The sequence below is a fragment of the Halalkalibacter sp. APA_J-10(15) genome, from assembly GCF_023017105.1.
Taxonomy (GTDB): domain Bacteria; phylum Bacillota; class Bacilli; order Bacillales; family Bacillaceae_D; genus Halalkalibacter.
On the sequence record NZ_JALKEV010000012.1, the window covers coordinates 60,379 to 84,302 of the forward strand.

At 38.8% G+C, this 23,924-nt stretch carries 25 protein-coding genes, 16 tRNA genes and 1 pseudogene; 9 read left to right on the forward strand and 33 right to left on the reverse strand.

Annotated elements, in window-relative coordinates; all coding sequences use genetic code 11:
- Nucleotides 1–48 precede the first annotated feature (48 nt).
- Both MW695_RS14550 and MW695_RS14555 read left to right on the forward strand, forming a co-directional pair.
- Nucleotides 49–1,722, forward strand: coding sequence for a DEAD/DEAH box helicase (locus tag MW695_RS14550; protein WP_247106074.1), 1,674 nt, complete (start codon nt 49–51; stop codon nt 1,720–1,722).
- A complete protein-coding gene (locus MW695_RS14555; protein WP_247106075.1) occupies nt 1,700–2,494 on the forward strand; it encodes a YqhG family protein in 795 nt (264 codons plus the stop codon). The genes MW695_RS14550 and MW695_RS14555 overlap by 23 nt, the downstream gene beginning before the upstream one ends.
- Before the next feature lie 419 nt (nt 2,495–2,913).
- Here the strand turns inward: MW695_RS14555 and MW695_RS14560 are convergent, their stop codons facing one another.
- A complete protein-coding gene (locus MW695_RS14560) occupies nt 2,914–3,096 on the reverse strand; it encodes a DUF2759 family protein (RefSeq protein ID WP_247106076.1) in 183 nt (60 codons plus the stop codon).
- 224 nt (nt 3,097–3,320) lie between these two features.
- Between MW695_RS14560 and MW695_RS14565 the strand changes: the two genes are divergently transcribed.
- Nucleotides 3,321–3,956 (forward strand): MBL fold metallo-hydrolase, encoded by a 636-nt coding sequence (locus tag MW695_RS14565; RefSeq protein WP_247106077.1) that lies wholly within the window; start codon nt 3,321–3,323, stop codon nt 3,954–3,956.
- 292 nt (nt 3,957–4,248) lie between these two features.
- On the opposite strand, the gene MW695_RS14570 is transcribed toward MW695_RS14565, so the two are convergent.
- The 8 genes from MW695_RS14570 to comGC all read right to left on the reverse strand — a co-directional run bounded on the left by MW695_RS14570 (nt 4,249) and on the right by comGC (nt 7,279).
- On the reverse strand, nt 4,249–4,491 hold the full coding sequence (locus MW695_RS14570) for a DUF2626 domain-containing protein (RefSeq protein ID WP_035345981.1): 243 nt from the start codon (nt 4,489–4,491) through the stop codon (nt 4,249–4,251).
- A gap of 195 nt (nt 4,492–4,686) precedes the next feature.
- Nucleotides 4,687–4,875, reverse strand: a complete 189-nt coding sequence (locus tag MW695_RS14575; protein ID WP_247106078.1) for a YqzE family protein — start codon at nt 4,873–4,875, stop codon at nt 4,687–4,689.
- A gap of 40 nt (nt 4,876–4,915) precedes the next feature.
- Nucleotides 4,916–5,422 (reverse strand): shikimate kinase, encoded by a 507-nt coding sequence (locus tag MW695_RS14580; RefSeq protein ID WP_483299860.1) that lies wholly within the window; start codon nt 5,420–5,422, stop codon nt 4,916–4,918.
- Nucleotides 5,412–5,804 carry a competence type IV pilus minor pilin ComGG gene (gene comGG / locus MW695_RS14585; protein ID WP_247106080.1) on the reverse strand — a complete coding sequence of 131 codons (393 nt, stop codon included), beginning with the start codon at nt 5,802–5,804 and terminating at the stop codon, nt 5,412–5,414. The genes MW695_RS14580 and comGG overlap by 11 nt, the downstream gene beginning before the upstream one ends.
- 1 nt (nt 5,805) lies before the next feature.
- Complete coding sequence (gene comGF, locus MW695_RS14590; RefSeq protein ID WP_247106081.1) at nt 5,806–6,255, reverse strand: competence type IV pilus minor pilin ComGF; 450 nt, start codon at nt 6,253–6,255, stop codon at nt 5,806–5,808.
- Nucleotides 6,227–6,547, reverse strand: a complete 321-nt coding sequence (locus tag MW695_RS14595; protein WP_247106082.1) for a type II secretion system protein — start codon at nt 6,545–6,547, stop codon at nt 6,227–6,229. The genes comGF and MW695_RS14595 overlap by 29 nt, the downstream gene beginning before the upstream one ends.
- A complete protein-coding gene (gene comGD / locus MW695_RS14600) occupies nt 6,534–6,968 on the reverse strand; it encodes a competence type IV pilus minor pilin ComGD (protein WP_247106083.1) in 435 nt (144 codons plus the stop codon). The genes MW695_RS14595 and comGD overlap by 14 nt, the downstream gene beginning before the upstream one ends.
- On the reverse strand, nt 6,968–7,279 hold the full coding sequence (gene comGC / locus MW695_RS14605) for a competence type IV pilus major pilin ComGC (RefSeq protein WP_373647430.1): 312 nt from the start codon (nt 7,277–7,279) through the stop codon (nt 6,968–6,970). Before comGC ends, comGD begins: the two co-directional genes overlap by 1 nt.
- A 178-nt stretch (nt 7,280–7,457) precedes the next feature.
- Between comGC and yidD the strand changes: the two genes are divergently transcribed.
- A complete protein-coding gene (yidD, locus tag MW695_RS14610; RefSeq protein WP_247106085.1) occupies nt 7,458–7,700 on the forward strand; it encodes a membrane protein insertion efficiency factor YidD in 243 nt (80 codons plus the stop codon).
- A gap of 83 nt (nt 7,701–7,783) precedes the next feature.
- Here yidD and MW695_RS14615 read toward each other — a convergent pair whose 3' ends face one another.
- The 19 genes from MW695_RS14615 to comGA all read right to left on the reverse strand — a co-directional run bounded on the left by MW695_RS14615 (nt 7,784) and on the right by comGA (nt 14,662).
- Nucleotides 7,784–9,898, reverse strand: a complete 2,115-nt coding sequence (locus MW695_RS14615) for a heavy metal translocating P-type ATPase (protein WP_247106086.1) — start codon at nt 9,896–9,898, stop codon at nt 7,784–7,786.
- 2 nt (nt 9,899–9,900) lie between these two features.
- Nucleotides 9,901–10,257 carry an ArsR/SmtB family transcription factor gene (locus MW695_RS14620; protein WP_247106087.1) on the reverse strand — a complete coding sequence of 119 codons (357 nt, stop codon included), beginning with the start codon at nt 10,255–10,257 and terminating at the stop codon, nt 9,901–9,903.
- 525 nt (nt 10,258–10,782) lie between these two features.
- Nucleotides 10,783–10,864, reverse strand: a tRNA-Leu gene (locus MW695_RS14625).
- Nucleotides 10,865–10,882: 18 nt separating this feature from the next.
- A tRNA-Lys gene (locus tag MW695_RS14630) sits at nt 10,883–10,958 on the reverse strand.
- A gap of 17 nt (nt 10,959–10,975) precedes the next feature.
- Nucleotides 10,976–11,050 (reverse strand) — tRNA-Glu (locus tag MW695_RS14635).
- Nucleotides 11,051–11,063: 13 nt separating this feature from the next.
- Nucleotides 11,064–11,154 (reverse strand) — tRNA-Ser (locus MW695_RS14640).
- Nucleotide 11,155: 1 nt separating this feature from the next.
- A tRNA-Asn gene (locus MW695_RS14645) sits at nt 11,156–11,230 on the reverse strand.
- A 1-nt stretch (nt 11,231) separates the two neighbouring features.
- Nucleotides 11,232–11,308, reverse strand: a tRNA-Ile gene (locus tag MW695_RS14650).
- 16 nt (nt 11,309–11,324) lie between these two features.
- Nucleotides 11,325–11,395: transfer RNA gene (locus MW695_RS14655), tRNA-Gly, on the reverse strand.
- Nucleotides 11,396–11,567: 172 nt separating this feature from the next.
- Nucleotides 11,568–11,639: transfer RNA gene (locus MW695_RS14660), tRNA-Gly, on the reverse strand.
- 4 nt (nt 11,640–11,643) lie between these two features.
- A tRNA-Gln gene (locus MW695_RS14665) sits at nt 11,644–11,718 on the reverse strand.
- Between the two features lie 8 nt (nt 11,719–11,726).
- Nucleotides 11,727–11,802 (reverse strand) — tRNA-His (locus tag MW695_RS14670).
- A 5-nt stretch (nt 11,803–11,807) separates the two neighbouring features.
- Nucleotides 11,808–11,892, reverse strand: a tRNA-Tyr gene (locus tag MW695_RS14675).
- Between the two features lie 16 nt (nt 11,893–11,908).
- Nucleotides 11,909–11,985, reverse strand: a tRNA-Asp gene (locus MW695_RS14680).
- Nucleotides 11,986–11,993: 8 nt separating this feature from the next.
- Nucleotides 11,994–12,067 (reverse strand) — tRNA-Met (locus MW695_RS14685).
- Nucleotides 12,068–12,216: 149 nt separating this feature from the next.
- Nucleotides 12,217–12,309: transfer RNA gene (locus MW695_RS14690), tRNA-Ser, on the reverse strand.
- A 9-nt stretch (nt 12,310–12,318) separates the two neighbouring features.
- A tRNA-Ala gene (locus MW695_RS14695) sits at nt 12,319–12,394 on the reverse strand.
- A gap of 199 nt (nt 12,395–12,593) precedes the next feature.
- A complete protein-coding gene (gene comGB / locus MW695_RS14700; protein WP_247106088.1) occupies nt 12,594–13,622 on the reverse strand; it encodes a competence type IV pilus assembly protein ComGB in 1,029 nt (342 codons plus the stop codon).
- Nucleotides 13,619–14,662, reverse strand: a complete 1,044-nt coding sequence (comGA, locus tag MW695_RS14705) for a competence type IV pilus ATPase ComGA (protein ID WP_247106089.1) — start codon at nt 14,660–14,662, stop codon at nt 13,619–13,621. The genes comGB and comGA overlap by 4 nt, the downstream gene beginning before the upstream one ends.
- Nucleotides 14,663–14,779: 117 nt before the next feature.
- Here comGA and MW695_RS14710 point away from each other — a divergent pair.
- Nucleotides 14,780–14,851, forward strand: a tRNA-Gln gene (locus MW695_RS14710).
- 40 nt (nt 14,852–14,891) lie between these two features.
- Here the strand turns inward: MW695_RS14710 and MW695_RS14715 are convergent.
- Nucleotides 14,892–15,180: pseudogene (locus MW695_RS14715) on the reverse strand (HNH endonuclease).
- 99 nt (nt 15,181–15,279) lie between these two features.
- Between MW695_RS14715 and MW695_RS14720 the strand changes: the two are divergent.
- Entirely contained in the window at nt 15,280–17,613 is a 2,334-nt protein-coding gene (locus tag MW695_RS14720) for an ATP-dependent helicase (protein WP_247106090.1), read from the forward strand.
- A complete protein-coding gene (locus MW695_RS14725) occupies nt 17,610–18,263 on the forward strand; it encodes an HD domain-containing protein (RefSeq protein WP_247106091.1) in 654 nt (217 codons plus the stop codon). Before MW695_RS14720 ends, MW695_RS14725 begins: the two co-directional genes overlap by 4 nt.
- A gap of 108 nt (nt 18,264–18,371) precedes the next feature.
- Here the strand turns inward: MW695_RS14725 and MW695_RS14730 are convergent, their stop codons facing one another.
- On the reverse strand, nt 18,372–18,764 hold the full coding sequence (locus MW695_RS14730; protein ID WP_247106092.1) for a hypothetical protein: 393 nt from the start codon (nt 18,762–18,764) through the stop codon (nt 18,372–18,374).
- Nucleotides 18,765–18,884: 120 nt separating this feature from the next.
- Here MW695_RS14730 and MW695_RS14735 point away from each other — a divergent pair, with 120 nt between their 5' ends.
- Nucleotides 18,885–19,211, forward strand: a complete 327-nt coding sequence (locus MW695_RS14735) for a hypothetical protein (protein ID WP_247106093.1) — start codon at nt 18,885–18,887, stop codon at nt 19,209–19,211.
- Between the two features lie 128 nt (nt 19,212–19,339).
- On the opposite strand, the gene fabI is transcribed toward MW695_RS14735, so the two are convergent.
- The 3 genes from fabI to MW695_RS14750 all read right to left on the reverse strand — a co-directional run bounded on the left by fabI (nt 19,340) and on the right by MW695_RS14750 (nt 22,979).
- A complete protein-coding gene (gene fabI / locus MW695_RS14740; protein ID WP_247106177.1) occupies nt 19,340–20,116 on the reverse strand; it encodes an enoyl-ACP reductase FabI in 777 nt (258 codons plus the stop codon).
- 200 nt (nt 20,117–20,316) lie between these two features.
- Nucleotides 20,317–20,520, reverse strand: a complete 204-nt coding sequence (locus tag MW695_RS14745) for a cold-shock protein (RefSeq protein WP_247106094.1) — start codon at nt 20,518–20,520, stop codon at nt 20,317–20,319.
- Nucleotides 20,521–20,921: 401 nt separating this feature from the next.
- Nucleotides 20,922–22,979, reverse strand: coding sequence for a cation:proton antiporter (locus MW695_RS14750; RefSeq protein ID WP_247106095.1), 2,058 nt, complete (start codon nt 22,977–22,979; stop codon nt 20,922–20,924).
- Nucleotides 22,980–23,169: 190 nt separating this feature from the next.
- On the opposite strand from MW695_RS14750, the gene prpE reads away from it, so the two are divergent.
- Nucleotides 23,170–23,913 carry a bis(5'-nucleosyl)-tetraphosphatase PrpE gene (prpE, locus tag MW695_RS14755; protein WP_247106096.1) on the forward strand — a complete coding sequence of 248 codons (744 nt, stop codon included), beginning with the start codon at nt 23,170–23,172 and terminating at the stop codon, nt 23,911–23,913.
- Nucleotides 23,914–23,924: the final 11 nt, after the last annotated feature.

Sequence of the window (23,924 nt, forward strand, 5' to 3'; positions counted from 1 at the left end):
ATTAATTGGAACCGTTGTCACATTGTTAATAAGGAAGGATGATCGTTGATGGATATCGATATTCACTTTGATCAAAGCTGGAATCAATCATTTTTAGAACGACTGGATCAGGATGGACCTTGGTCCAATTGGGAGCTTTTTAAGCTTACATATGAGGCAGAAGAGCAGCAAATGATCCCGGAATTTAACGGTCTCGTTGCACCTAATCACCTACCACAGCTTTCCTTGTACTCTCATCAAATAGAAGTCGCCAATCGAGTTGTAGAAGAAATGAACGGAAAAGCGATTCTCGCAGACGAAGTCGGTTTAGGGAAAACAATCGAAGCAGGACTTATTTTAAAAGAATATATGGTACGCGGACTTGTGAAAAAAGCTCTCATTCTAACACCAGCATCACTCGTATCCCAATGGGCTCTGGAATTGAATACGAAGTTTCATATACCAGCCATTGCCCAGCAAAAAAAATCCTACGTCTGGGAGCAATGTGAAGTAGTCGTCGCTTCAATCGATACGGCAAAACGTCAACCACATCACGATATAGTTTTACAACAGCCCTATGACTTGGTGATCATCGATGAAGCTCATAAACTAAAAAATCCAAAAACGAAAAATTATGAGTTTGTCAAACGATTAAAGAAGAAATTCTGTCTACTATTAACCGCTACGCCAGTCCAAAATAAGCTAGAAGAAATATTCAATCTTGTTTCTCTACTAAAACCTGGTCACTTAGGAGCGAGCTCTTCATTCGAAAAGGAATTTCGTTCTTCGAAACGGTCTCCTAGGAACGAGGGAAAATTGAAGGAATTAGTCAATAAAGTGATGGTAAGGAATCGCCGAGAAGAGACTGGCATTGAATGGACGAAACGCATTGTTGAAACAGTCGATATTGAATTTAGTCCTTCAGAAAGAGAATTCTATAATCGCATTGAACAACTATCTGGCGAAATCAATCATTTCGGACTAATGACTTTAAAGAGGGAATTATGTAGTAGTAGAGAAGCCGCTTTTATGACTCTTAAAAACATGGTCGATCGAGCCGAGGTCGATGGGAATGATGCACACATTGCCAATATCCTCTTACAAGAAATCGGTCAAGTAGATGGTCATGCAAAAGCTGAAAAAGCGTTAGAAATCATTCAGTCGATTAATGGTAAGGTTATTATCTTCACTGAATACCGTGCGACTCAGCTTTATTTACAATGGTTTCTTAAACAAAATGGTATTTCCTCCGTTCCTTTCCGTGGGGGCTTTAAACGTGGTAAGAAAGATTGGATGAAGCAGCTTTTCCAACAACATGCTCAAGTCTTAATCGCAACCGAAGCTGGCGGCGAAGGGATTAACCTACAGTTTTGTAGCCATATGATTAATTATGACTTACCTTGGAATCCGATGCGAATTGAACAGCGAATTGGACGAATCCATCGCTTAGGTCAACAGGAGGATGTTCACATCTACAACTTTGCAGTTAAAGAAACGGTTGAACAACATATTTTGAAGCTATTATACGAAAAAATCCATTTGTTCGAAGCTGTCATCGGCGAATTAGATGCGATCTTAACGAAAATTGATTTAAACGGAGTTGAAGACCACGTCCAAGACATTTTGCTTTCCTCTGAAAGTGAGGGTGAAATGCGGATTAAATTTGACCACTTAGCAGCTATTATGAACGAAGCTAATGATGATAAGGAGGATGATATGAATGCAACAGCCTCAAGTTCATAGTTTTCTCGAACGATTCTTTCAAGCAAATGATAGCGACCTTATTGAAAATGAGAGAAGCTATTTGACTGTTCAGCTTTCTATCGATCTTGATAAACGTTTAATGAACCGCCCTTTTTATTGGCACTATTTAGAAAAAACAGGTGGAGCACCACAACCAATGCAAGTAACTTTCATTACAGATCCAGCAAATGCACCAGATCATCTCAAAGGTGAGCCTGTCTACTTTGGTTCACCTAGACTTAGACAAATATTCACAGCGACGAGAGAGTTAGGTGGGTTCATTCGCTTATACGAGCAAACGGCTCTACAATCTCAGAAATCTAACCCTCTTCACCCCTGGTTATGTCTAAATACAAAAATCTCATTCCAATGTGATCGAAAAAAGGATGTGTTTTTATCACTCGGATTAAATCTGATTCATGGGCAGATCGTACCGAACTTTTTTGAGCAATTACAACAAAAAACGTTAACTCCGACAATCCCTGACTACTGTTTCACGTTAACACCGCTTATTAAACCCAAAAGTGGTCTAGTTCGTATCCAAAAAATGGTCCAAACCTTTATTGACAATGAAGATGATACATGGGCAAGGGAGGCATTGGAGCGTTGGGATAAGGACCTCGCTTTATTAGAAGCCTTTTATGAAGATTATATCGAAAAACCCGAAGCATACGAAATTGAACGAAAAGCACTGGAAGAACAATACAAACCAACTGTCAACATCTCGATTATTAACGGAGGAATGTTTTACTTAAATCAACAAGTGTTCTAAGAAAAACGCTATCGCGTTTTTACTTAAGCGTTGGCGGAGCCGTTACAACGCTTTTAAGTTTTTTTGAAAGTGGGATTCTTTCATAAAAACGTGTAACGAACGAGGCCAGCGCCACCCATGAATTCTCCTACATCTTCCTCGATTCTTCCCTAACTTACATTGCGACATTTATATTCTATAATATATGGAATCACTTATAAATTCTGGTTATGTAAAAGAAACTGAGCAGCAGTCATTTTTTAATTATGCCTTCTGAAGTCGTCACAAGGGCTTTAGGTTGGGTGAGCAGACGTACCACAAATTCACTTCCCCTCACCTTCATAAATTAGATTTTCTCTCTTCTTACATAAAAAATGTCATTAATTTAAATGAGAAACAAAAAAGTGAGCCAAGAATATAATCCTGACTCACTCAACTCACTATTGTGGAACGCCTCCACCTGTACGGATGAATTCAACGATTGTGGCAATCGCAAACCATCCAAACACGACAAACGAAATACCTGCAAATCCAACCGCAAAGAAGTTCGCTCTTCGCATCTCACGGAAAATAGCTATAGCACATAGTACAGCTATTATTAAAAAAGTAATCGACAAGAACAACGCATTTCCCTCCTTATGTAATTCCCACGCCAAATGTCACTAATTTTATTATAGATCTAAACTTCATCCATACTACTGTCATATTTGACAAAACTAGTACAACTTGACTTTTCCATTTTAGCTTGAACCATTTACGTCTATTTTACTCTTTATTTAAACGTTTGTCGAGATACTAGTTAATCATGTATGATAATAACAGTATAAAATTGGAGGGAATTGAACTGATGAAATGGACACAACTACCACTAGGCCCACTTCAAACTAATGCCTATGTGATTCAAAATGAACAAAAAGAAGCAATCATTGTCGACCCAGGTGGCAATGGTACACAATTAATCAACTGGCTTCATCAACAAGAATTACGTCCACTGGCGATTCTATTAACACATGCTCACTTTGACCATATTGGTGCAGTTGATGATGTCCGGCAAGCATTCTCATGCCCTGTTTACCTTCATAAACAAGAAGCAGAATGGTTAGGCGATTCAACATTAAATGGCTCTAGTCGTTTCATGGGAGATGACGCTATTATCATTAAAGAAGCAGATCACTTAATCGCAGCAGAAGAACCATTAACGATCGGTTCATTTACATTTACATTATATGAAACACCAGGTCACTCCCCAGGAAGTGTATCTTATTATTTAAAGGATCAGTCAATTATTTTTTCAGGTGATGTCTTATTTCAACAAAGCATCGGCCGAACTGACCTACCTGGAGGAAATCACGAGCAGCTATTACAAAGCATTCATTCAAAGCTACTCGACTTACCTGAAGATACCGTAGTCGCTTGTGGACACGGTAGCCCTACAACAATCGGACAGGAAATGGATCAAAATCCATTTTTATCAGGGTTTTGATCCTGTTTTTTTAATAGTGTCAAATGTGTTTCGGTAACTTGAAGTTATCAGAAGTTGTCCTTTTTCAGTGTGAAAATAAACTGTTTTTATAAAGATTGTCGTTCTGACGATGGATTATTCTCATAGTGGGTGGAGCGCAATGGAACGAACCTGAACCTGTGACAGCCCCTTACTTTAAAGAGTCAGAAATAATGAAAGTCGGTGAAATTTTACTTATCGTAAAATTCCACCGACTTTTTCATTTCAGAGGAAGGTTGTGTCCCACCTCTTTTTTTAAAATATGTATGAACCATTAATGTCCAAAGCTTGGCACTAACAAGAATGTAGAATAAATCGTGAAGCCAACAAAGAATATTGTACAATAAGCACCGAAAATATATATATACACACGTTCTGATAAGTTCAAGTAACTTAATGCAAGTAAAGCACCTGTTTGAGCGAAGAATAATAATGCCATATTAAACATATCACCAACAAAAAACAACACAGCAAAAATCCCTGTCCAAAACGCGAGCACTCGATACATACGATCCATCATTTTCCCTCCTTCACATGCAAGTATTCCATCCTATCTGTTAAATTGGTCACATACTAAATAATGAATACATGATCATTATATACATAGTTCGCAAACTTGTAAATGCTTCTTCCATGTCAAAACTGTGTCAACTATCCTTAGACAATACCTAATACCATTTCGTTCTTACGATATCAGGTATTGTCCAAACACTTATTTATTTTTTCTCTTATTTCGAACTAACAAGGAAAAAGCCATAGGTATCATGCCAAACAAATGAAAGGACAAAGGAGGTCTGTTCATTTTTCGTTCCTCTTTCACACTCTTCCTCACTTCACTTGGCTGATCCATTTTCGTCACAACTTGCTCCGTTAAATATTTGACATAATCATTAATGGACAATATCCTTCACCTCACTACTATATAAGTAGTATGTCCATTTTTATCTCTTTCTACGCCATAATGTAATGGCTTCTACAATTTCTTCAACACTTTTTTTAGTTGTATCAATGATGACATCAGCCTCTTCGTACACAACCATTCGAGAACGAAATAGTGCAGTAATTTTCTCCTCGTCTCGATGTTGAATGAGTGGCCTAGACGTATCATCCTCTAACCGTCTAATGATCTCTTCAATATCACAATACAAATAAACGATTTTCCCTTGTCGTTTCATCAGCTTCCTATTTTCTTCTCTCCCTACTATACCACCACCTGTTGTGATAATAAGGGAATCCGCTTTAATCGATTTTAACGCTTCTGTTTCCAAATCGCGAAAATGCGCTTCCCCTTCGTCAGCAAAAATCTCAGCTATTGATTTTTTTTCCTTATGTTCTATCCACTGATCAGTATCGATTACATCCATAGACCATTTTTCTCCTAATTTCGAACCGACAGTTGTCTTACCTGACCCCATAAACCCAGTTAAATAAATCAACTTACGCTCCACCCGTTGTTCCCTCCTCATAAATCTCTATTTGTTGCTGTTCAATATTTATATACATCCACGCACGCCTTGTTTCACCTGAATAGAGCTGTGCTACAATCATAAATTGCTGTAGATCGTCAATTTCTTCTCTAAAAGTAAGTGTAACCTCCCCATCTTCGTATGAAAAGCTTAATTTTTCATTTAATTGATGACCTTTTTCTGCTAGTATTGCTTGCACGTCTGCATAAGCCAAATGCAAAAGTGAATCTACTTTCAAATGATGAACTTGTTCTTTTAACAATTTCTTATCCATGACAAATTGATGAATTTGAAACGCAACAAAGATAACAACGAGAAAACATACCATAAGCACAATGGGATAAATAAATCCTCGTTCATTCATTTCATTCTAATACCTTTAACATCGGAATCATCGACTTTTCATACGTTCGACCATTTTCAAGCACAACTGCACAATGGACCATCGCTTTCATTTCGTCACAACGAAACATAAATACGTCCTCAAGCATCAATACATGACCTAAACCATTTACATTTCTTCTAACCCGGTTTTCATTCCACATTTGATAACGAATCACATCCTTATTCCCTTTTGTTAACACTAAATGGTCGTGACTATAATCAACTGAAATAGTCTCTCTTACATCTCGATCTAAATATTGGAAAAAGACAGTAACCTCTTGTTCTTTTACGTTTCCAGGTTTCATTTGTTCAATGACCGTAGTTATAATTAATGGAATCATTGAAGCAATTACTAATAAAATCATCAAAACAATTAACATCTCAAATAAGGTAAAGCCTTTATTAGTGCGTAGCAACGAAGCAATGTTCATAATCCCTCCCATTTAATGCAATCCAACTTGCACAAAAGCGCACAATATGATTATCAATAAATTCGTATGTGAACAGTATATCTTCATTGACTACCGGTTCATTCATGAGCCCAGAAACACGATAATAATGCATCGACTCTTCTAATAAGAAAAGAACTTCCCTTTCCTGCTTATTCGCACTAAGTTCCTGTTGAACGATAACGATAATAGGTAAAAGTGACATAACAATGATCATCAAGCAACTAAGTGCAAACATAACCTCTACAAGTGTAAGACCTTTATTGCTTAGCATATGAGATCATTCCTTTACCTAAATAAATGGTATAGCGATATGTCTGTTCACCAATAGTAACAAAGAATTGACCGGAATGTGTTGGATGCCCTGAAGGTTGAAAGGAAATCGATTGGAGTGGCAATGAACTTGAGCGGGCACTTAAATGAGGAATTGATTCACGTTGTAAAATAACTTCACTGACTGAGTATTGAACACGATACGTATTTTGGTTAAACCTCACATACGTTTGACGTCCTTGCGACATCGCTGTCTGCTGAGCAAAAAGTAAATCATCTTTTATTTGCCTGGCGATGACATCAGAATGAAAAGCATTATTGGTCATTGAAGGAAAGAGGACAAGGGGGATGGTTAATAGAAGCAATAAGATTGAAAGGGTCACTAACAATTCAATCAATGTAAATCCATTCTTAGTGGCCATTATTCAACGGATACTTTTTGTGAATTTGAGTCAATCATTAACTTTGATCCATTGGGACACTCATCTGTCTCAATATAATCACCTACTAACGGAGCCAATGAATTTAATTTCTCACCAGTCTCGACAAAATAGGCATAAACTTGAGCTTGTACTAGTTTTACAGTTGCTTCACAGCTAGTCTCTTGAGCTATGTCACTATTTTTAGTAAGATTAGGAACAACTAGTACAAGCAACAAGGATATGATCATAAGCACGACTAACATTTCAACTAAGGTAAAACCTCGTTGATTCAGTCTTTTCAAATAAATCACCTCTGGATTTTAGAATAATGTTTTTGAAGATTTCAAGTAGTAAGAGAGCTTACATGTGAGGAGTTGCAAGAGGGGGGGTTGCATTCATGCCTCCTTTCTTATGAGCATACTACATATATTTGACATTGATACTATTATTCCTTCTATAAAATAAAACTATTTACTAAAGGAGTTTACAATGAAGAAACTATTTATCCTCATGATTAGAGGATACCAGCGCTTTTTATCACCATTAAAGCCTCCTACTTGTCGCTTCTATCCAACTTGTTCTCACTATGGCATTGAGGCTATACAAAGATTCGGTGTACTTAAAGGAAGTTGGCTCACAATCAAAAGAATAAGCAAATGTCATCCTTTTCATCCAGGAGGCATCGACCCTGTACCAGAGAAGAAAAAAATGAGTAGAAGTTGTACAAATTAGAGTTTAAGTTTTACTCGTACTTATTCAAACGTCGGCTATGAGTGTTTCTCATAGCCGACGTTACTCAAGCTTTTTTTACATAATCACCCCTCTTTTAATTTAGCAAGTCGTAGTCCATTCATCGTGACAAGTAATGTCGCACCAACATCAGCCACAATCGCTAACCATAAAGGGAGCCAGCCAAACATAATAAGCAATATCGCCACTAGTTTAATCGTTAATGAAAAAGCAATATTCTGTTTTATGACAGCTAACGTTTTCCGACTCATGCGGATCATATATGGGACTTTCCCAATATCATCTGCCATTAACGCAATGTCTGCCGTCTCTAGCGCTGTATCAGTACCCACACCTCCCATAGCAATTCCAACGTTTGCTGTAGCTAACGCCGGAGCATCATTTATTCCATCACCTACCATTGCAACTCTTCCACCAGATTTCTTTAAATTTTTTACCACATGTAGCTTATCCTCTGGTAAAAGCTCAGCTTTTACTTCAATACCACCTAACTGTTTAGCAATTCCAGCAGCTGTCAAACGATGATCTCCTGTTAACATTACCATCTTTTCCAACCCTAACTGTTTAAGCTGATGCAAACTTTTTTCACTTGATTTTCGAATTTCATCTCTTACTGCAATGGCTCCAATTAGCTCATGCGCGTCAGCAACGACAACAACCGTCTTGCCTTCATGTTGTAATCGGGTGATATGATGAGAAACTCTATCTTCGTATGTTTCTTGACAATTTGCCTTAATAAATTCTACATTTCCAATCCAATAACGCTTCTCGTTAACGGTTGCCTGAATTCCTTTGCCTGTTACAGATATAAACTCACTCACATCATATTCACACTTATCATCGTTCCCAGTTTGTTCAGACTTCCTTACGATCGCTTTTGCCAATGGATGCTGCGAACCACGTTCAATCACTGCTACATGATGAAACCAATTTTCCTTTTCTTTAAAAGAAACGATGTCCGTCACTTCTGGTTGCCCTTTTGTTAATGTCCCAGTTTTGTCAAAGGCTATCGTCGTCAGAGAGCTTAACGCTTCTAAATACATCCCACCTTTAACAAGCACACCATTACGTGCGGCCGTTCCGATTGCTGTTACAATTGAAACAGGTGTTGAAATAATCAAGGCACACGGACATGCAACGACCAATAGAGCTAATCCCCTATAGACCCACTCATTCCAGCTACCGTCGAAAAGTAATGGTGGAATAACCACAACAGTAAACGCAATGACAATGACAATCGGCGTGTAATACTTAGCAAAACGATCAACAAATGCTTGTGCGGGAGCCCGCTCTGCTTGTGCCTCTTCTACTAAATGTATGATTTTTGAAATGGTTGTATCTTCCTTTTTTTTAGTTACTTGCACTTCAATTATTCCGTTCTCATTAAATGTTCCAGCAAAGACATCATGACCAACTTCCTTCACTACAGGAATCGATTCACCCGTAATCGGTGCTTGGTTAATCGTTGATACCCCCTTGACGACGGTTCCATCAAGTGATACCTTGTCACCTGGCTTCACAAGCATTGTATCGCCAACTACGACTTCATCAACCTTCGTCTCAACCCACTCTCCACCTTTCTTAATGAAGGCTTTCTTAGGTGCCATCCCCATTAAAGACCGAATCGATTTTCGTGCTCGATCCATTGAATACATTTCTAACCATTCACTAATTGAAAAAAAGAAGACAACCGCAGCTCCTTCAGCCCACTCCCCAATAAAAACCGCTCCTATAATAGCAATGGTCATGAGCGCCTTCATATCAAAACGAAAAGCAACAATATTTTTTACACCTTGAATAAATAAACGATAACCTCCGATGATCATCGCTAAAGCAAATAACAATACCGGCCAATAAGAGCCCTCACTGACACCGAGGTATAATGCCAAGCCTACTAGTAATAGTACTCCTGATACAAGCGTTGGCCATGCTCCTTTTCGCCTCCACAATGAAACATGTAACAGCTCTTCATTTTCCGCTGACACTTTGAGATGATCAAACGATCCCGCTCGCTCTAATTCTTCGATTGATACGTCTCCGTGTACCGATAACTTGGCAGTCGCAAAATGAACTTTAGCCTCTTGAACACCTGGAAGGTTTCTCACGTTCTTTTCAAATTGAGCGGAGCAATCCGTACAAGATAATCCTTGTATATGAAATCGTTTTTCCTCTATTTTCATTGTTAGGCCCTTCTTTCTTTTTGATGCTCATACGCCATCACAATTAACTGCTTAATATGATCATCATCTAATGAATAAAAGACCCATTTCCCTTCTTTCCGATACTTCGCTAACCCCATATTACGTAATAACCTTAAATGATGAGAAGCCGTGGCAGTTGTCGCACCAATGATTTGTGCAACATCACATACACACAATTCTTCTTCCTCACTAAGTGCATAAGCAATTTTCATACGTGTATCATCCGCCAATGCTTTAAACATTTTCGCCATTGTCTGGATTTCATCATGAACGAGTAGTCCTTTTACCCGCTTAACTTTTGATTCATCATACGACTGAATCTCACATTGATCTGTCATGTAGTTCCCTCTTTTATTCTAATAATCATTTGATTATTAGTATAATATGCAAAAATTAAACAGTCAAATGATCATTTGACTGTTTATAGCGTTTTGACGAGATAAAATAGTCTTCAACGTACAAGAATATAGCAAGCTAATAAGCTTTCTTTGTTTTTTCTCCAAAATTGACAAAAGGTTCACTTCATTACTTAACAATTATGATGGCTCCGTTCGCTACGCTTCTTGTGGTAAGAAAACCACTCACTACAAAACTTTAAATCCACTCGCTGAGGTCGTTAAAAAGGGAATCCTCATTCCGCTATTGAGCTAAATGAGTCTAAAAGGAGCAATAAAACCCGAAATAGAGACATGAGGAACCGCATACAATACAGCAATCGACCTAGTCACCCTTTCTCCGCCCAACCCTCTTCACTCCATCGGAGAGATTAAAATAGGGAACCACCCACCTATAAATTCTGATTATACAAAAAAAACTCAACGGAAATCACATTCCATTAAGGCTTTTGCTTTAATTTCTTTTAATGCGGGTGAAGGGAGTCGAACCCCCACGCCCGAAGGCACTAGATCCTAAGTCTAGCGCGTCTGCCAATTCCGCCACACCCGCATATTATAAAATATAAAATGGTGAGCCATGAAGGACTCGAACCTTCGACCCTCTGATTAAAAGTCAGATGCTCTACCAACTGAGCTAATGGCTCTTACTAATATAATTAACTGGTGACCCGTACGGGATTCGAACCCGTGTTACCGCCGTGAAAGGGCGGTGTCTTAACCGCTTGACCAACGGGCCATTCAATGTGAAATGGCGGAGAAGGAGGGATTTGAACCCTCGCGCCGCGTAAACGACCTACACCCTTAGCAGGGGCGCCCCTTCAGCCACTTGGGTACTTCTCCATGGCTCCACAGGTAGGATTCGAACCTACGACCGATCGGTTAACAGCCGATAGCTCTACCACTGAGCTACTGTGGAATGGTGGGCCTGAGTGGACTCGAACCACCGACCTCACGCTTATCAGGCGTGCGCTCTAACCAGCTGAGCTACAGGCCCACAGTAACTTTTTCAAAGCGGGTGATGAGAATCGAACTCACGACATCAGCTTGGAAGGCTGAGGTTTTACCACTAAACTACACCCGCATGTTATTATTATGTTCTATCACTGATTGTTCATGTCTCTTCCTCTACTCGTATCGCTTCGATGTAGCTGCGTCAAGACAACTCTTCGCTTATACGGATGAAGCTTTACTCCTAGCTGAGGTGTGCCGCTAAACTACACTCATCTAGTATACAGCTGAAATATGTTCTAAAAAGCGGAAGACGAGATTCGAACTCGCGACCCCCACCTTGGCAAGGTGGTGTTCTACCACTGAACTACTTCCGCAACATGGCTGGGCTAGCAGGATTCGAACCTACGCATGACGGAATCAAAATCCGTTGCCTTACCGCTTGGCGATAGCCCAACAATAAATGGGGCGGCTGATGGGAATTGAACCCACGAATGTCGGAATCACAATCCGATGCGTTAACCACTTCGCCACAACCGCCATAGTGGTGGAGGGGGACGGATTCGAACCGCCGAACCCTAAGGGAGCGGATTTACAGTCCGCCGCGTTTAGCCACTTCGCTACCCCTCCACAGTTTTAAGAGAAATGGCGGTCCGGACGGGACTCGAACCCGCGACCTCCTGCGTGACAGGCAGGCATTCTAACCAACTGAACTACCGGACCTTCTGGTATTGCGGGGGATGGATTTGAACCATCGACCTTCGGGTTATGAGCCCGACGAGCTACCAGACTGCTCCACCCCGCGTCGTTTCAAAGTATATGGATGATGTTATTTCTTTGAAGAGGACATCTCCTCTTCTCGTATTTCTTTGACGCGATCATGCGTCGATGTGACTCGCTGTTTTTGCGACGAAGGTTATGCTCGTTGCTCCACACCGCGTCGTTTTAATCATATGGCGGAGGAAGAGGGATTCGAACCCCCGCGCGGTTTAACCCGCCTGTCGGTTTTCAAGACCGATCCCTTCAGCCGGACTTGGGTATTCCTCCGCAATAAAATGGTGGAGCCTAGCGGGATCGAACCGCTGACCTCCTGCGTGCAAAGCAGGCGCTCTCCCAGCTGAGCTAAGGCCCCTAAATAATTATTACTATTTCCTATAAATTCATTTTTCTATTAAAAAACAGCGACTTAATTAAAATAACATACAATATAAACCAAGTCAATCCCTCAAAAAAAATAACCATCACTTTTCAGCGACGATTTATAATATAACACATCCAATCAGAAAATTGCAACTGAAACTGAATATTCGTTGATTATGTTATATACGATTTCACATTGTATTTAGCATTTCATAGACGGGCAACAATGTCGCTAAAAAAAGGAATAATACGATAAAACCGATTAACATAAACATAATTGGTTGGATTCTATTCAAACCTTTTTGAATCATTCGTTCTAATTCAGCATAGAGCATACTACTATAATAAATTAAATCTGTCGCTATATAACCTGTACGGAAACCATTTGCGAGGACTGAACTGAATTCTTTTTGATAGATAGGTGATTCTTCAATAACTTCTGATAACGATTGTCCAGAACGTAGTCCTACCATTAAGCGTTCACTTTCTAATTTCAACAATTCGACGTATGGCTGATCCTGTATTTGTTGTAACGCCTGTTGAATCGTCATTCCCGCCGTCAGCATTCGACCTAATTGTAGTGAGAAGAAATACGTGATAAGTAACTTTAATACTCGACCTATTAATGGGATTTTTATGAAATGATTTATTTTATGAAGAGGAGATAAGTTTTTTAACCGATTCATATATAGTAAGAAAAAGAGGATAAAGCATACACAACACAAAAGGAGAACAAGTGGAGCTTGCTTTAGAAGTTCAACAAATGTGAAAACAAAGGCGGGTGACGATGTCGTTGAAATCATCGCAGTAAAATTAGGAAGCACAAATAGATACATCATACTCATTAACAATCCAGAAAATAGTAAAAGAAAGAGCGGATAGCTGACTAATTTGATCAGCTGATTTTTCCATTTTAATTGATGTCTTAAATAGCGGCTCGCTTCAATAAATCCTTTAGGTAAATCGCCTTGCCTTTCATAAAAATAAAGAAAAAGAATGATACTTCTAGGAATACCTTCTACATCAAAGCTTTGATGGACAGCATACCCCTCTTGCAATGAATACATAACCTCATGCATTTTCTCAATCCATTCCCTTGACGCATATTGTGTCACAAACGACAAACATATATCAAGTGGATACCCTGCTTCCAGCAACGAACCAATCCGGTCAAAGTGGTCGATCATTTCTTCATTAACAATCATTTTCCTTCTTATCATGTTAAGAAACTCCGTAATTCCAGTTCACTTATATAACCTAACACCCAAGCTTTTCTCGCTTGATCTTTAAAAGAACTTCTTCTCATAAATTGACCCTTTGCCAACAACTTTAACTCCTCTCCTACTATTACTTCAACTAACGCTTTTCGTAATGGCTTCTGACAACTACACCTTTCATCCTCTTCAGCTTCGTGAAAACATATCGGACATCGTAACTTTACCAATTGCTGCACCATAATCATTTTGCAACAGTCTATCAAATCACTCTCTTTCACCCCTAGATTTAGAAGCCGTAAAAACGTTGTTTGCACATCATTGGCATGTACAGTCGCTAATACTAAATGCCCTGTTAATGATGCACGAACAGCTAAAGCAGCCGTTTCTTCATCTCTAATTTCCCCTACTAAAATAACGTCTGGATCATGACGTAGTGCCGCTCTTAAAATCGAATCAAACGTTAGTCCCGCCTTTTCATTGACTTCGACTTGAACGATATCATTTAAAGGTATTTCAATAGGGTCTTCAATTGTAATGATTGACTTATTTCCACTATGACGAATATGTTCAAGAATCGCGTATAACGTTGTTGTCTTTCCTGATCCTGTTGATCCAGCAAATAAACATAAGCCACTTTGGAATGTACGTAATGGATGTAATTGAGAAGATGCTTGAGGAAATAAGGAAAGTGTTTCAATTGAATGAGTCATGCGATGTGGTAGAATACGAATAATTAAACCCTCTGACTGCTTATTCGGTAAGGTTGATAAACGAAGAGAGTACGTAGAAGACTTTCGCTTATGGGTTATAGACATACTTTGAGGCTTCCGTTGTTCCCCTATGTCCATCCCTGAACGATATTTCAAATGACTAACTAGCCGCTCTCCTATACGTAACGGCAATTCTCTCCACTTCTTAAGCTCGCCACCACTTCGATAAAAGATCGAACAATGGCTATCATTCATTAAGAAATGAATATCTGACGCTCGCTTCCCAATTGCTTGGTTAATTAGTGAAATACAAAATGGTTCAATATCTTCCATATTTTCACTCACTCTCCTTTCTACACTTCATCACCTATTTCGACAATTTATTAAAAAATCCTTCTTTATTTTGAATAAATTTGTCCAGTCGTTACATACTAGTAATAGTCAAGTCGATGGGCTATAGCCAAGCGGTAAGGCAACGGACTTTGACTTCGTGACTCGTTGGTTCGAATCCAACTAGCCCAGTCGCCTCCTACAACGAGCCATTATATTTTTGGCTCGTTTTTCATTTCCTCTTACGAACCTTTGATTTTTTTGTCCGAATTAACATTGCTGCAGGCTTATATATATTTTAAATATCTTTTAATAGCATCATCCTTTAAACTCTCTATTGTAGCCAAACGAATGGCTAATTATTGATTCGTAAATAATGCATGAATTTGCTGATGACATGGGATACATTAGTATACGATCGCCGAATGAGCACCACCTTCTTCACGTGGCACTAAATGGTGAATCGCTAATTCTACCTCTTTTCGCTCACACAATTCACAAACACCAACACGATTTCTCATCTTATGACTTCTTTTCAAAAATTAAATAAACATTATCTATGTATGCTCCGCTCATTTTTGCTACGATAGAGAAAGATGGTTTGAGAGGAGTTTATTTGCATGAACGTCGCATTTTATCAAGGGAAAACTATTTCCTTATCTACATATGATCGAGAGCTGTGGCAAGCCTTATACCTCGCTAGCTTAAACAATAAAGTCACTTGTATTCATTGCCACATGCCGGTTCAATTACAACTAAGTATACTTGAACCACCTACATTCAAGCATTCGCAACTAACAGATCAATGTTTGGAAGCAGCCAACGAAATGGAAAAAAGGCTACAACAACCTGAGCATGACACTACTCAAGTAGCAAATGGATTTCAATTACCAAAAAGTCGAACGATTAGTCATCAGCATAAGAATCGGCCTTCACACGTTTGGAAAAAACCTGAATATGTCGAAGCAATCCCTCCTTTTCAAGCCATACAACATACGACAAATGGAAACCTTCCTGGATATCGGAAAGAATTATATCAAAGAGGTATTCATTTTGATGAATCGCAATGGGAAGCTGTTACAACAACAGAAGGACCTGTTATGATTTTAGCTGGAGCTGGAAGTGGAAAGACTCGTGTGTTAACAGCTCGAGCAGCTTATATGTTAACTGAGCTTCATTATTCACCAAAAAAGCTTATTATGGTTACCTTTACAGCAAAAGCTGCTAAAGAAATGAAGGAAAGAATGGCTACATACCCGAAAATGAATCATTCTTTGCTTAACCAGCTGATGATCGGGACGTTTCATCGGATTTTCTATAAAATTCTTTTGCATCATGAACCGAAACGGTGGGCATCTCCTTTGCTATTGAATATGGACTGGCAAAGACAAGCCATTCTCAAGTCCGCAGGTCGCGAAATAGACATTGATGAAAAAGACTTTGCCTATGATCAAGCACTCACTCAAATTAGTTGGTGGAAAAATCATATGCTTACCCCAGAGTTAGTGAAAACGACAAATTCTTGGGAAGAAAAAATACTCTATCTCTATAAACGATACGAAGCCATTAAAAAAGAAAATCAATCATTTGATTTTGATGATATGCTATTAGGTGCATATGACCTTTTCAAAAAGCACCCAGATGTTTTAAGCCGTTACCAACGACGCTTTACATATGTATCTGTAGACGAATTTCAAGATACGAATAAGATTCAGTACGAGCTTATCACAATGTTAACCAAGTCGAATAACCTATGTATCGTAGGAGATGATGATCAATCGATTTATGCATTCAGAGGAAGCGATCCTTCCTTCATGTTACATTTCGACCAAGCTTATCCACATTTGAAAAAGGTACTATTAAATCAAAATTATCGTTCAAGCCATGAAATTGTTTCGACTGCGCATAACATCATTACATCGAATCGGACAAGGTTTCAGAAGCAATTAATCGCTCAACAGTATTCTGAGCAGCTTCCACTCATGTTCTACCCTTTTAACCAAGAAGAAGAAGCGACAATGATCGTCCAAGATATCAAACAAAAGGTACAAAAGGGGCATCAACCAAATGATTTTGCTATTTTATTTCGAACAAATACAGCTGCTAGAGCCTTAATAGAACGATTTATTCAATCGAGTATTCCATTTCAACTTGAGATGGATGGTGAATCTTTTTATAAACGACGAACGGTCAGAAAAGTGCTCGCATACTTGCGCTTAGCATTTGACGAAAATGACACGAAAGCTCTTACTGATTTAGTTGGTGCCCTATTCTTAAAACAGGAAGTAACTCAAGAAGTCAAGTCGCTTAGCATTACGGAGGATTGCTCATTCATAGACGCATTAGCTAAAGTGAATGGGATTCAACCTTTCCAGCAGCGTAAGCTACGCGCACTCCCTGCTAAATTTGACGAATTACGCCGACTCCAGCCATACGAGGCAATCGTATTTATTGAACGAGAAATGGGATTAGCCGATTATGTGAAGAAACAAGGAAATGAAGGTAACAAAATGGACCGTGGTTCTGATGATATCAAAGATTTAAAGGAAGTTGCTAAGCTGCATGAATCAATAGAAGGCTTCTTACAATATGTTGATCATATGACCGCTAAATTTGAAGAGTTTCGTTTGCAACACTCAGCTACTAATGCTGTTCAATTGCTAACGATTCATCGCTCTAAAGGATTGGAATTTAATCATGTGTACCTTATCGAAGCTGTTGAAGGTGGTATTCCACATGACTACGCATTAGAAGCACTACGTGATGGTGATAAGCAACCATTGGAAGAGGAACGAAGGTTAATGTATGTAGCGATTACGAGAGCCATTGATACATTATCGATTTCAATCCCGTCAAAGCGCAGAGGAAAACAAGTCCAGCGTTCTCGATTTGTTCGAGAAATGAATCAATTATCCACTAGAAAGCTCACTCATCGAGGAGGAACGAGTACATGAATCAGGACAAAATTATTCAACAAACAAAACAATGGGTTCAATCTAAATTAGATAATGAATCCTCTGGTCATGATTGGCACCATATTCAACGTGTGACAACGCAAGCCGTAGAAATCGCTCAAGTTGAAGGTGGTAATCAATTTATCATAATATTAGCAGCACTCCTACATGATCTAATCGATGATAAAGTCGTTGAAAGTGAAGAGGAAGGTATAAAGGAAGTTACGAATTGGTTAGTGGATCAAGGTGTACCGAAGAAAGAGCAGGAAACGATCTATTCCATTATAACAACCATTTCGTTCAAAGGTGGTAATAACGATCCCGTCACTTCATTAGAGGCACAAATTGTACAAGATGCCGACCGTTTAGATGCCATTGGTGCGATTGGAATCGCTCGAACATTTATGTATGCTGGCAACAAAGGGCACTTAATGCACGATCCAGAAGCACATTACCGTGAATCCATGACCGTTGAAGAATACCGTCAATCTCCATCGAGTGCCATTGGACATTTCTATGAAAAACTGTTAAAGCTCAAAGAACTTATGAATACGAATGAAGGAAGACGTAGAGCTGAAGAACGACATCAGTATATGCAACAATTTCTTTCACAATTTTATGATGAATGGGGAAATGAAGTACCATTCTAAACCTCCCTTATGACCATTGAAATACGTATAAATGATCAAAACCACTGAAAAGAATGGTCTTTTCAGTGGTTTGTAAGCTATTTCATCATTTAAATTCTTAATTCTTAATCATTCCTTTACGGTAGCTGAATCAATTTCCTTTAAGGAAAAGGATACTCGTTCATTTGATTTCGGATCAACTTGACAGAAGACCAGATCTCCTTCAAGGGACACTGTACCGACGTATACAGCATCAGCTACTTTAAGTTCAACTGGCTTTCTCTCCTCGCTTTGCTTCTTAAGCATACTTGCTAATGATTCAGACTGTTCCAATACACTACTTAAATCGACTTCATAGTGCGGATCATCTTCAAGTCCGTTAAAAACAGGCTCTCCTTTTTGAATATCTTCGTGACTGTTCTTTTCATCATGCTTCTTATAAACAAATTCTTGCTGCTTCGGCTCAATTTCTGCTTCTTTCTTTTGATAAATGTACAATAAAGGGAATGCACGTTTCCTCATGTTAGAACTCCTTTCCCATACATGGTTATTACACTATACGGTGTTCCAACGTATTATATGTATCTTTTTCAAAATGCTTATCAAGCTTTTACTTCTTGAACGAACGAGTAGGACATATACATGAACAAGATCTTATATGAATGCGAGGTGTTTTTTATGGAGGATCAACAAACGTTCTTAAAGGATGCATTTCAGCAACTACAAGAGGCTATTGAAGCATATGAACGGACGAATGTAGAACGTAGAGATCGACATACATTAAGACGGATCAATATTTATTTAAAAGAGAAGGACCATCTACTTGAGGAAACAGAGGTAAACTCAGTTCCTATGGGACATTCTGTTTTCACTTATTACAAACGAACGCCTATTCACCAATTCGAACACTATACCTTCACTGCTCAGCCTTTCAATCAATGGACAGCCAAAAAAGTTTGGCGTAGATAGTATTTCCTGGCATTTACTCCTATCAGGATCGTCATTGATTCAATAGAAGTACCTTACCTTTCAAAAGAAGGCGTTTGCCGGAGAATCTTCTTCTCAAGCAAACGCCTTCTTCATTCTAAATATAATATTTATAAAGATACAATATTGTAGCCACTATCTACATGAATGATTTCACCAGTGATACCACGAGACCAATCACTCATTAGGAATAACCCTGTATCGCCAACCTCTTCCTGTGTTGTCGTTCGACGAAGAGGCGCACGTTCTTCAATTTCCTTTAAGACATCATTGAAGCCACCAATTCCTTTTGCTGCTAACGTACGGATTGGTCCAGCTGAAATAGCATTTACACGAATATTATCTTTACCTAAATCATTCGCTAAATATTTCACGCTCGCATCAAGAGATGCTTTTGCAACACCCATTACATTATAATTCTTTACGACTTTTTCTCCACCTAAATACGTTAACGTTAAAATGCTTCCTCCTTCAGAAAAAAGTGGACGAGCTGCTTTGACAACAGCCGTTAGAGAATAAGCACTAATATTTTGCGCTAGCAAAAACCCTTCGCGAGTTGTATTTAAATACTCACCTTCTAGCTCATCTTTATTGGCAAATGCAATGCAATGAGCGATTCCGTGAATCGTCCCAACCTCATCTTTGATTTGTGAGAACGTCTTTTCAATTTCACCATCATCTGTTACATCACAAGGTAAAATAAGATGATCTGAACGATCTAACGTTTCTGCTAAACTACGAACATTCTTCTCTAGCCTTTCACCAGCATATGTAAAAATAAGTCTAGCACCTGCTTCTGCCAAAGATTGAGCAATCCCCCAGGCAATACTTCGCTTATTTGCCACACCCATGACTACATATGTACGATCTTCTAATGATAATTGAATCATCTCATACCTCCATTATTAGTTGTTCTTAATACCTAGTACTAATTATTATAACAGATATTAAAATAGAATCCTACTCTACAACAAAAAATAAGGGGAATAACGTAAAAACGCCTTTGAGAATTCTCTCTCAAAGGCGTTTTGTCTACGGTCTGACAGGCTTCTATATAAAGAGCCTGTATGTTTAAACGATTTAAGTATTAAGCAGATTTTTGAACGTTTGCTGCTTGAGCTCCACGAGCTCCTTGCTCAACGTCAAACGTAACTTTTTGACCTTCGTCTAATGATTTAAAGCCTTCACTTTGGATAGCAGAGAAGTGTACGAATACATCGTCTCCATCTTCACGTTCGATAAAGCCAAAACCTTTTTCTGCGTTAAACCATTTTACTGTACCTGTTTCCATTTTTGTTTCCTCCTAGTGCGTTACCACACATTATATTACTATCCTTGCCCAAAGTATCATCAAGACGAAAAGTCGATATTCATACTATCCTTCACACCGAACAAAAATAATTATTCTTATCATAGCAGAAAACGGAAAAAATTGCAAATCATCTAACTAAAATAGTAAAAACACCATAAAAAAACTATATAATTGTCCATTCTAATTATGTTTTAAAAAAACCAACGGTGGGGCGTTAGCCAGTTAGAACCAGCGCCCACCGGAGGCCCCTATCTCGAGAGGGAGCGTTTTTCTTCATTCCTTTTGATAGATTTAAATATATAATTACTCTATTCAAATGAAAGACACTGAAAAAATTTACAGCCACTTTTTCAGTTCTCTCCTTATCATGCGTTTTTCTATCAATCATATGACTTCTCCGAAAGAAACGTCTTAGGTACATCTAATCCTCGCGTTCCTCGTGAATCAACCTTACCCTCTTCTACCGGATACATCATAATAAAGCTTTTCGGTGTAGCATTTGCTAATACTCGTGGTAATCGCTCCAGCTGCGGATGCCACGCGATTGTGCCTCTTCTCGCACTAAACACAATGACAATATCATCCTTTTTTAAATGAGGTAAATATTCCTGATTCCATTCATTCCACGTTTCTAGCTTCGTTAACGTCACTTGTGCATCAGGTTTCACCTTTTGAAACCCTTCCTGATAAGATAAGGTTTGATCTTTAATAACAAAAACAGCAATCGTCGCCCCAATCTGATTAGCCATCCGTTTCACAACCTTAATCGGATCATAAAACCCAATTTTATGATCAAAGCCAGAAGGAATCAATATCACAATTCGCTTCGTTGTATTAAGTGGATGTCCCAACTTCGAGACAAGAATCATTTGAGAAGTCCGCTCAAGTAATTGATCTAGTACGCCTCCAAAGATTTTCTGTGGTGTTGATAGCTTTCCATTCCAGCCAATAACGACATTCGTTATTCTCGTCTCCTCTATCGCCCTAACAACCCCTGTTGTAATATTCGGATCAACACGCGTAAGCATATGAATCGGCACCTCAGCACCAGCCGCATATTGGACAGCATGACCTAACAGCTTCTCTGCTTCAACAACTTGTGCTGAGGATCCTTCTTCACTGCTTCTAGCAACAGATAGCGTGTATAAGGATTCTGATGAAGAGCCTCTTACCATAAACGCCAAGTCCATTAACGATTCCAATGTTTGCGGATTCGCAATCGGCACCATAACTCGCTGTGGTGCATTGGTCGGCTCATAAGGCATTTGCGATTCTTTCAATGCGAGCTTACGGGCATACTTTTCTACTAAATAAGGACCAATCATACACGTAACTAATATCATGACAATTACCGCATTGACCGTTGCTTGATCGAATAATCCAAGATCAAAACCGACCAGAGTCGCTGCAAGAGTCGCTGCAGCTTGTGGAATCGTTAACCCAAACGTTAACCACATTTCTTCCTTTGAGTAGTGATATATTTTTCCTGTTAGCCAAGCGGCTCCAAATTTACCTATTACAACGAGAATAACAACAAGAGTTGCTGTAATCCAAGCACTAGGCTCAAGGAATAAAATCCGTAAATCCATTAGCATGCCAACAGATAACAAGAAAAAAGGAATAAAAATGGCATTCCCTATGAATTTAATTCGATTCATTAGTGGACTTTGCTCAAAAATAAATCGATTTAATGCAAGACCTGCTAGGAATGCACCAATAATTGGCTCTAGACCAGCTACAGTAGCAAAATATGCTGAAACGAATAGAACAGTCATTACAAATACAAATTCCAAAACACCTTCACTACTAAATGAACGAAAGAAAAATTTAGCCACAATCGGAACAATAAGAAAGACTGCCGCAACATAAATAGCCATAGAAAGGAACAGCATGAGCCAAAAGTCGAACGTTAACGCCCCTTGTGTCGAACCAGCTACAACAGCCAACACTAATAAGGCAAGAGTATCTGTCATAATACTTCCACCAACAGCCGTAGTAACAGACTTGTTTTTCGCCACACCTAGTCTACTAGCAATAGGATACGCTAATAACGTATGTGAGCCTAGTAATGAGCCGAGCAAAATTGCGGCTGCTAACGGGTATCCAAAATAAAACGTCGCTAACACACCAATTAAAAAAGGTAAATGAAATGATAGAAAGCCAAACGTTAAACTTCGCTTTCGATATTTTTTAAATCCTTCTAAATCAATTTCTAATCCAGCAATAAAAATAATATACAATAAACCAACTGTTCCTAATAAAATAATAGTCGGATCACGGTCTAGTAGCCCTACTCCATTTGGACCGACGATTACTCCAGCAAAAATAAGGCCAATAATACCGGGAATACGAAGCTTCCTCATTATGAGAGGGGCAATTAGGAAAATAACCATTGCAATTGCAAAGATTAACACTGGGTTTGTTACAGGCTCTAGCATACTTCAATTAACCCTCCTTTTTACTACCTTATTATTCAACCTATGACTCATGATGAAAATTCCACTAATCCTGCTAAAAATATCGTTAAATGTTAAAATGCTTAAGTTTGCATACAAACACTTGAGCATTTGCCCCAATAGTAGTAAATACGCTATGATAATGAACAAAACGATTGAAATGGAGGCTAGTATGAAACTTGATATAATCGGTGATATACATGGGTGTTATAATGAGTTAATTAGCTTGCTTCAAAAACTAGGCTATAAACAAGATCAATTAGACTATGTACATCACGAATCCACTAGAAAGCTGGTATTTGTTGGTGATCTAACTGATCGTGGTCCTAATTCTCTTGATGTCATTCGCTTAGTTGCTCATCTTGTCAAACAAAACCGGGCTTTTTACGTGCCTGGAAATCATTGCGACAAGCTTTATCGTTATTTTATTGGACGTAATGTCCAAATTAAACATGGCCTTGAAACGACCGTTGCAGAGCTAAACTCTTTAACTAAACAAGAATTTCAACAAATTAAGCAACAATTTACTCAATTAGTTGATCAATCTCCACTTTATCATATACTAGATGAACGTAGACTCATTATTGCTCATGCAGGTATCCGTTCAAAAGACATAGGCTTATTCAATAAACGTGTTAAAACGTTTGTTCTATACGGGGATATTACCGGTGAAACGAATGCTGATGGAACTCCGATACGTCGAGATTGGGCACAGCACCATATTGGAAATGAATGGATTGTCTATGGTCATACTCCTACAAAACATGTACGTTTTGTGAATCACACAGTTAATATTGATACTGGGTGTGTGTTTGGCGGAGCTCTCTCTGCGTTACAATACCCTGAATTAAATGTTGTCCAAGTCCCATCACAGCAACCATACCAGCAAGAAAAATTTCGATCATTTGAACCCTAACGAACAAAGGA

Bases quoted from the DNA above. Each gene is read 5' to 3' on its own strand.
- MW695_RS14595 (WP_247106082.1), bottom strand. From the start codon at position 6,547: ATGCTAAGCAATAAAGGTCTTACACTTGTAGAGGTTATGTTTGCACTT.
- MW695_RS14615 (WP_247106086.1), bottom strand. From the start codon at position 9,898: ATGAAAATAGAGGAAAAACGATTTCATATACAAGGATTATCTTGTACG.
- MW695_RS14725 (WP_247106091.1), top strand. From the start codon at position 17,610: ATGAATCAGGACAAAATTATTCAACAAACAAAACAATGGGTTCAATCT.
- MW695_RS14565 (WP_247106077.1), top strand. From the start codon at position 3,321: ATGAAATGGACACAACTACCACTAGGCCCACTTCAAACTAATGCCTAT.
- comGB (WP_247106088.1), bottom strand. From the start codon at position 13,622: ATGATAAGAAGGAAAATGATTGTTAATGAAGAAATGATCGACCACTTT.
- MW695_RS14550 (WP_247106074.1), top strand. From the start codon at position 49: ATGGATATCGATATTCACTTTGATCAAAGCTGGAATCAATCATTTTTA.
- MW695_RS14745 (WP_247106094.1), bottom strand. From the start codon at position 20,520: ATGGAAACAGGTACAGTAAAATGGTTTAACGCAGAAAAAGGTTTTGGC.
- comGF (WP_247106081.1), bottom strand. From the start codon at position 6,255: ATGAACATTGCTTCGTTGCTACGCACTAATAAAGGCTTTACCTTATTT.
- MW695_RS14555 (WP_247106075.1), top strand. From the start codon at position 1,700: ATGCAACAGCCTCAAGTTCATAGTTTTCTCGAACGATTCTTTCAAGCA.
- prpE (WP_247106096.1), top strand. From the start codon at position 23,170: ATGAAACTTGATATAATCGGTGATATACATGGGTGTTATAATGAGTTA.
- comGG (WP_247106080.1), bottom strand. From the start codon at position 5,804: ATGAATGAACGAGGATTTATTTATCCCATTGTGCTTATGGTATGTTTT.
- MW695_RS14735 (WP_247106093.1), top strand. From the start codon at position 18,885: ATGAACAAGATCTTATATGAATGCGAGGTGTTTTTTATGGAGGATCAA.
- MW695_RS14720 (WP_247106090.1), top strand. From the start codon at position 15,280: ATGAACGTCGCATTTTATCAAGGGAAAACTATTTCCTTATCTACATAT.
- MW695_RS14620 (WP_247106087.1), bottom strand. From the start codon at position 10,257: ATGACAGATCAATGTGAGATTCAGTCGTATGATGAATCAAAAGTTAAG.
- MW695_RS14570 (WP_035345981.1), bottom strand. From the start codon at position 4,491: ATGGATCGTATGTATCGAGTGCTCGCGTTTTGGACAGGGATTTTTGCT.
- MW695_RS14730 (WP_247106092.1), bottom strand. From the start codon at position 18,764: ATGAGGAAACGTGCATTCCCTTTATTGTACATTTATCAAAAGAAAGAA.
- MW695_RS14750 (WP_247106095.1), bottom strand. From the start codon at position 22,979: ATGCTAGAGCCTGTAACAAACCCAGTGTTAATCTTTGCAATTGCAATG.
- comGA (WP_247106089.1), bottom strand. From the start codon at position 14,662: ATGGAAGATATTGAACCATTTTGTATTTCACTAATTAACCAAGCAATT.
- comGD (WP_247106083.1), bottom strand. From the start codon at position 6,968: ATGGCCACTAAGAATGGATTTACATTGATTGAATTGTTAGTGACCCTT.
- yidD (WP_247106085.1), top strand. From the start codon at position 7,458: ATGAAGAAACTATTTATCCTCATGATTAGAGGATACCAGCGCTTTTTA.